The sequence below is a fragment of the Deltaproteobacteria bacterium PRO3 genome, from assembly GCA_030263375.1.
GTDB lineage: Bacteria > UBA10199 > UBA10199 > DSSB01 > DSSB01 > DSSB01.
In genome coordinates this window covers 1-7,354 of the sequence record SZOV01000142.1, presented here as the reverse complement: position 1 = coordinate 7,354, position 7,354 = coordinate 1, and the positions used below count along the sequence as shown (strand labels likewise).

The window sequence follows — 7,354 nt, the reverse complement described above, 5'->3', positions numbered from 1 at the left end:
TGTAAAAGTTCATGACATCTAGAGAGTGGAAGGGGTCCTGCTGGAGCCAATCGAGGTAACGCAAGTAGGTCTCGAGAATCGTTAGTTTTATTCGTCTGGTGTCCGCAAGAACTTCTAATACCCCGTATTGTAGGGCTAGGGCATAGAGGGGGACTAGAGTCTTTTCCACCAGCCGCTCCATCGGCGTTTGCCCGCCAAGAGCCCCGTGCGATCGGTGGTGATTATAGGCGTAAATCCAACGGTATAACTCCTGTTGGAAGTATGAGAAGTCGCTCCGTTGCGCCTTCCAATAAAACTCCTCATCGTCGATTCGGTGGCTCCTCTCCACCTTTCCGTTCAACTCCTTGAGCCCCGGTGGAATCAACCGATGCTCGACCCCTGACTCCTTCAACCGCATCGTAAACAGGTGTTCCAGACGCCCTTCCCAAAAGGCACAGAGACGATTGGTAAACGCCGCATCATTGTCCGTCTGGACGCTTAAAATCCGGAACGGTGCTGCCTTTTCCAAATCACCAAAAAAATCCGCTGCGTGCTCCGCATTGATCGCTCGGTAGGCCTTGGCGTAGCGCCACCGGCTGCAGTCATCGATCGCGTTATACACGTACCACCGCTCCCCTACCTTCCGATCCGGCACATACTTGATATCCACCTGCAGATGGCCGGGATAAGGCAGCTCGTAGCGTTTGCGGTGCGGGTTCTGCTGCTTGGTGCGGTATTTCCGAATCCACCAGCCTTTTCGCTCAATCGTCCGTCGAATCGTGGATTCACTAATTTTTAACTGGTGATTCTCGAACAGGCACAGGGCGATTCGCTTGGGTCCGTAGCGAAACTCAAAGCGATAACGGCGTATTTTGCGGATGATGACTGCGGATATTTTTCTTGGGGAGCGAATCGGCCTTCGGCTTTTCGCCCGCAATGCACCCAGGGAGAATTCTGCGGCGACAAAGCGTTTCCACCAAAAGTAATAGTAGCTACTCGAGGAGTAGCCGAAGGTCCGGCAACTGCGCTCTACCTTTCCGCTCTTCAGCACTTCCAAAAACAGCTGCAGCTTTTTTTTGACTTCGAGATCTCGGCAATGCCTTGCCTGATCCTTCACTTTGGCATATAAATCCAAATTCAAGGTATCCTCCTGTATTTGTTAAAGAATTTCTCGTCGCTGAAAAATATCCTTTAACCCAAAATCTCGAGGATACCTACTTTTTTACCCCGTCATTCCTGCTCAAAAACCTCCTCACCCTCCAACATGTCCTGACTCTCTACAGGGCACAATGAGCGTTATATCTTCACAAAACGTGAAATTTCTGGAGTGCAGCCGCTTCTCCTTCCAAGGGCCTTTGAAAATAATTACATAAAATCAAATAGTTAAATATATCGGACTTTGGCATAACCCTTGCTTTATTCTCAGGATAGCAGGCATGTGAGGGCGAAAAAAATTGAGGGCTCGAAACCTGAGAGAACGGCCCGGGGGCACACCGGGGGCATTCCAAATTGTTCTCAATCCTCAATAAAAACAGCTCTCTTTGACGAAGCCTGACAAGGATTTAAGCGGTCGCCGTCTCGAAAAGGCGATCCAAATTCCGAGGAAAGGCGGGCCGTGTCCAAAAACCCCGAGCCCTCTGGCCGGCCCGCCTGACCTCTTCTTTTTTTGCTCCAAAAAGGGCAAATTTACTCCCAAAATGAGTAAATTTGCCCTTTCTTCTTTTCTTTTCCGATAGATCGGGGCATTCTGGACACAACTTCTAGTCCGGAGATGCCGAGACTTTCCTGTGGAAGGCAAGGGGCTGTTCTTGAAATCTATCGTTAAAATTTGCCTATTTTTGGGATTGTTCGGCGCTTTGCTCGCCTGCACCGGTCAAGGGGGCGCCGCGCTGGACGGAGTCATGAATGGTGGATCCCCGGTGGGAGGCCCCGTCGGCGGCGGGCAAGGCCAGCCCACGATTGCCCCGGGCGCCGACCATGAGCCCGGCGTTCCCATCGACGAGGAAGATGATGGAGGACCCACCGACATAGCAGCCCCCGCCCCGGGCCCCGACGAGCCGGAGGAGCCTAAGCCCAATTTTCAAGGTGCCACGGATTTTAAAAATTAGGAAAAATTCCTACGACCTCTCCTCTTCGACCAACTTCTTAAGCGCCCACTTATTTTTCGGCAGTCGGTACTTCTCCAACAGATTGTAGAGATGCCGCGGCGTGATGTGCAGCTCCTTCGCCGCCTCGCCCTTGTGGAAGGCGGCCCGCACCATCGCGTCGAGGATGGCCTCGCGCTCCGCCTGGAGCGGTTTTTCAGCCGTCGCCCCCGCCGCGGCTTGCGGCGCCGCGGCCTTCGCCTCCGCCGGACGCCACAGCTCCGGCTTGAACCCCAGCATCTCGCTCGTGATCGTCTTGCCCTCCGCGAAAATCGCCGCGTTGCGCAGCGCGTTTTCCAGCTCGCGGATGTTGCCCGGCCAGTCGTAGTTCGCCAGGACGCCCAAGGCCTGCTCGCTGACGCCGCCCAAGGTCAGGCCGTTTTCGGTCGCCATCTTGTGCATGAAGTGCTGGACGAGTAGTGGGATGTCCTCCTTGCGCTCTCGCAGCGGCGGCAGCTCGATGCGCAGGCCGTTCAGGCGGAAGAAGAGGTCCTCGCGGAATTCCCCGCGCTTCACCATCTCGGGCAAATTCTTGTTGGTCGCCGAGACGACGCGCACGTCCACCTTGACGCTCTTGTTGGCGCCCACCCGTCGCACCTCGCCTTCTTGCAACACGCGCAACAACTTCGCCTGCATCGGCATCGGCATGTCGCCGATCTCGTCTAAAAAGATCGTCCCGCCGTCGGCTGCCTCGAAGAGGCCCATGCGGTCGCGCTCGGCGTGGGTGAAGGCGCCCTTGACGTGGCCGAACAGGACGCTCTCCAGGAGATTTTCGGGGATGGCGCTGCAGTTCTCCGCGATAAAGGGTTTCGCCTTGCGGTCGCTGTTGAAGTGCAGGGCGCGGGCGATCAGCTCCTTGCCGGTGCCGGACTCGCCGTGGATCCACACCGGAACGCGGGTGTCGGTGACGCGGTCGAGCAGGCCGAGGATCTTCATCATCTTGGGCGATTGGCCGACGATCTCCTCGTAGCGGAATTTGAGGTCCTTGCGCGCCTCTTTCAGCTCGATCTCCATGCGCTCGAGGCGCTGGGCCTGCTCCTCGACGCGGTGCTCGAGCCGCCGTTTCGCGTCCGCCAGCTCCGCCAGCGTCCGCGCCTTCTCGATGGCCAACACCGATTGGTCGGCAAAGGCCTTCAAAAAGAGCAGCTTCTCTTCGGAAAAGGCCCCGACTTCGAAGCGATGGTCCAAGTACAAGGCGCCCAGACAGCCGGTGGCCCCGACCAGGGGCAGCACCAGGATGGATTTCAATTCGTAGCGAACCACGCTCTCCGCGTGCCGGAAGGAAGGATCTGCCTGGGCGTCGTCGGTCAGCAGGCTCACCCGCCGGCGCAACGCCTCTTCCACCACCGAGAGGCTGATCTTGAACTCCTCCTCGTGGAGGTTTTCCTTCTTCATGTTACGCGCGGCCTCGACGCGGAAGCCGGACAGGATCTGGCCCGCCCTCGCCTCCTCGCGGATCAGCAGAAAGCCCCGCTCGGCGCCGGCCAGGGCCATCGCCGCGTCCATCACCTGCTCGAGGATGGAATGCATGTCGGTCTCTTCGCTGAGCCGCTTGTTGATCTTCGCGAAGCTCAAGAAGCGCTCGCGCGAGATCCCGGCCGCCTTCAACCGCTTGAGCCGCGCCTCGGCCAGGCGCTGATAATCCTCGCGCTGCTCGAAGCTGAGCTGCATCTCCTCGGGCAGGGCGCGGTACAGGGCCTCCAGCCACTCGAAGGCCTTCTGCCGGAAAAGCTCGGCGCCGGCCGCCTCCTTGCGCCGCGAATGCAGCTCGGACGCCGCCAGCAAGGCCAAAATCACCAACTCCTGCTGGCCGCACTTCAAGATCGGCCGCAGGGCCTCCTGCAGCTCGGCCTCGGATCTCCCGGGCTCCGCGGTCAAGAGACCCTCGATCCAGACGAAGAAGGCCTCCCAGGCCCCTCCGCGCTTCGCGGCGCGCGCGCGGCGCTTGGCGGCCTCCAGATCGCCGGTCAGGCACTCGGTGAATATCTCCTGCAAGAGGCAAAGCGCCGCCTCGTCGTGGTTCTTCGCGGCGAGGAAGCCCTCGCGGGCGCGGCCATAGGACTGAAGCGCCCCCTGGAAGTCGCGCTGCAGCCGCGCCGCCTCGCCGCGCAGCCGCTCGAGGTAGGCCAGGATCTCTTCCTGGCCGAGACGCCGGACGGATTCCTGTAGTTCGGTATCCAGCGCCTCCTGAAATTGCCCCAGGTAGGTCTTGAGGGTGGCCAAGTGGAAGCGGTTGACGAGCCGGTCCAGCTCCGTTCCCTGCGCCGCGAAGACGGTCTGGGCCTTTTCGGCGTGCTCCGCCGCATGCCCGTAATCGGCCAGCTCGATCAGGACCGAGGCCATGTTGCTGTGGGTACGCGCTTGCTTGAGCGGGTCTTGGTGTTTTTCCGCCAGGCGCATCACCTGCTCGTGGATGCGCAAGGCGCGCTCGTAGTCGCCCTCCTTGTGGGCGAGATCGGCAAGGACCGCGGCGCAGTTCGCCACGCCCTCGTCGTACTCCAGGTCGAGGCTCATCTGCAGGGCCGTCTCCAGGGCCGCGCGTCCCGCCTCGTCCTTGCCCTCCGCAAGCTCGAGCAGGCCCAAGTGGCGCAGCAGCTGGGTCTTTTCCGGGGAAGCCTCGGCCGCCAGGGCGAGCCCCTCCTCGTAACGGCGTCGGGCCTCGGCCCGCCGCCCCTCTTGCTCTTCCATCTTGCCCAGCAGGGTCAGGACCTTTAGGTGAAAGGGCCGATGGGCCTCGAAGCGCCGCGAGTCGCCGCTTTGCAAGGCCTGTCGCAGGTGACGCCCAGCCTGCACCGGCTTGCCCTGGTTCAGGAAATTCAAGCCGATCAGGTAATGGTACTTGAGCGCCTTGCCGCCCGTGCCGTCGTCCTCGACGAGGGTGTACCAACGCTCGTAGGCCTGGTGCGCCTCCTCGAAGCGCGCCAGGCGGCTTAAGGCCGACGCCAGGTAGGCCAAATGGTAAGACTGGTCGCGGGGGTTGGTCGCCGCCTCGGAGAGGTCTCGATGCAGGCGAGCCGCGGCCTCCGCGTCCCCGCGCACTTGGAACTCTTCGGCTGCGCGAGCGCCGTAGTGGAGATAATCCTCCGTGCGCCCCGCCTCGCGGGCCAGGCGCGCCAACGCAAAGGCCTCGGAGCCGAGACGGCCGCGCAAGGCCTCGAAGACGCGTTCGGCCAGGCGCTGTCGCTCTTTCGACGAGAGCAGGCCCAGCAAGGGCCGTCGCGCCAAGGGCGGCGTCACGCGATGGCGTCCGCCGCGCGCCTCGACCCAACCTTTGGCGGCGAGCTCTTCCAACTCGAAGCCCGCCTCCCTCGAGAGCAGGAGCGAAAGCTCCTCCTCCATCAAACCTTCCGCCAATAGCGAACAGGCCCCCAAGAGCTCCCGTTCCTCCGCGGCCAACCGGGACCAGCGCGCCTTCAGCGCGTCTTGTTGAGAGGGCGGCAATTCATTCGGCTCGAAGTCCTCCAGCCGGGGCCGGCGCTCGCCGGCGGCCTCCTGGCCCCGCCACCAGCGGGCAACTTCCAGCAATAGCGCCGGCGAGCCGCGGGTGGCCTCGTGGGCCGCCGCCGGGAATTTCGCGGGCAAGGGCCGCTCCCAAAGCTGTTCTTGGAGGAACTGCGCGGATTCTTCCGGATGCAAGGGGGGGAGCGCTTCCTCTTGGAAGGCCCAACGCCCGCTCAAGGCCTCCAGGCGACGCCAAAGGGCGGGCGAGACGCGGTCGGGATCACACTCCATCGCCACCGCGGCCTGCGGGACGCGCGCCGGCAAGGAGGCGAAGAAATTTTCCAGGCTCGTCCCGGCCTCGGCCGGCAAGGCGTGGAGCTCCTTGAGGACCAACAAGACCCTCCCGGGCTCGGCGGCGGCCTGGGCCATCAAGTCGTCGAGCGATTCCCCCGGCGTCCAGACAAGGACGCGGTATTCCCGCAAGGCTGCCTGCCATTGCAGCTCCTCGAGGGCGCGGCTGCGCCCGATGCCCGCGGGACCCCGCAATAACCATAGCGGCGCCTTCCCTTCGCCTTCCTCCCAGGCCCGCAGGGATCCTTCCCAGGCCGCCAAGAGCTCCTCGCGGCCGACGAAGGGGATTCGGGTTTCGGCCGCGACTTCGGCGGCCCCGCGCCCCGCAAGCAGCTTCGGCTGGTGCAAGCCGATCGCCCGCAGGACGGCCGCGGCGCTGGAGAAGCGCCGCGCGGGGTCGAGATCCAGCATGCGTTGCAGGATCGCGCTGAAGAAGGGCGGGAGGTCCGGGCGCAGCTCGGACGCCGGTCGCGCCGGCTCGGCGAATCGCTGGGCCAGTTCCCCTCGCGGGAAGGGCAGAGCCCCGGTGAGCCACTCGTAGAAGACCGCGGCCAGGGAAAAAAGATCGGATGCGGCGCCGCGACGGCCCGCCAAGGCCTCCGGGGCCATGTAGTCCATCGTCCCCTGCATGCCGCCGGCCGCCTCGGTCTCGCGGCCGGCGAGGCCGAAATCGAGGATCTTCAGCTGCTTTTTTTTGTGAAGTTTGAGGTTGCCCGGCTTCAGGTCGCCGTGAGTCAGGTGGCGGGCGTGCAGATAGTCCAGCCCGCGCAGGGCCTGAACAAAATACGGCAATATTTCCCCCGGCTCATCCGCGCCGCGCCGTTCGGCCAAGGTAGGACCGTCGACAAATTCCATCAGCAGACCCGGGCCCGACTCGGCGACCCCCTTCAGACCCTCGACCCGGGGCAGGTATTCCAAAATCCGAACGAGGTTGGGGTGGGACAGGCGGGCCAAGACCCGAACCTCCGACTCGAGTCCGGGGCCGCGCTCCAGCGCCTCCGTCTTAAGGACCTTGAGGGCAAAATCCTCCGCCCGCTGATCGTGGACCTTATAGACCTTGCCCCAGACGCCCTCGCCCAGGTGTTGATCGGCAATATAGGGGGGTAGCGGTTTTTCCATAGTTCTCATTATTTCAAATTTTTTTGAAATTTTAGCCCGATTTGGGGTGCCTTGTCTCCGAACTTCTGGCGAATTCTAAAAAATTATTTTGACATTTCAGCTACTTGCAAACTTCGTTCCAAATAAGATCTTCTGGCACAGGCGTTGCTTTTTCATTTTCCCGACAGTCCAGCCCTCTTCCAAAGAGGGAATTATCGTGAACCCTGGGGGGTCTTCCCGGAGACCCCCCACCCCCCGAGGCGCCCGGCCGAAAAGCTCGGGCGTTTGGGGGGGCCAGACATGAACCCAAGGGGATCGGCGCTCGCGCCGATCCCCGCCCC

The 7,354-nt window shown here is 62.0% G+C and carries 3 protein-coding genes; 1 reads left to right on the top strand and 2 read right to left on the bottom strand.

Going from position 1 to position 7,354, the window contains the following annotated elements; translation table 11 throughout:
• A partial coding sequence (locus FBR05_14385; GenBank protein MDL1873365.1) for a transposase occupies positions 1 to 1,120 on the bottom strand: 1,120 nt, incomplete at its 3' end.
• Positions 1,121 to 1,880: 760 nt separating this feature from the next.
• Here FBR05_14385 and FBR05_14380 point away from each other — a divergent pair.
• Positions 1,881 to 2,087, top strand: coding sequence for a hypothetical protein (locus tag FBR05_14380; GenBank protein MDL1873364.1), 207 nt, complete (start codon positions 1,881 to 1,883; stop codon positions 2,085 to 2,087).
• Positions 2,088 to 2,096: 9 nt separating this feature from the next.
• On the opposite strand, the gene FBR05_14375 is transcribed toward FBR05_14380, so the two are convergent.
• Positions 2,097 to 7,043 carry a GAF domain-containing protein gene (locus FBR05_14375; GenBank protein ID MDL1873363.1) on the bottom strand — a complete coding sequence of 1,649 codons (4,947 nt, stop codon included), beginning with the start codon at positions 7,041 to 7,043 and terminating at the stop codon, positions 2,097 to 2,099.
• Positions 7,044 to 7,354: the final 311 nt, after the last annotated feature.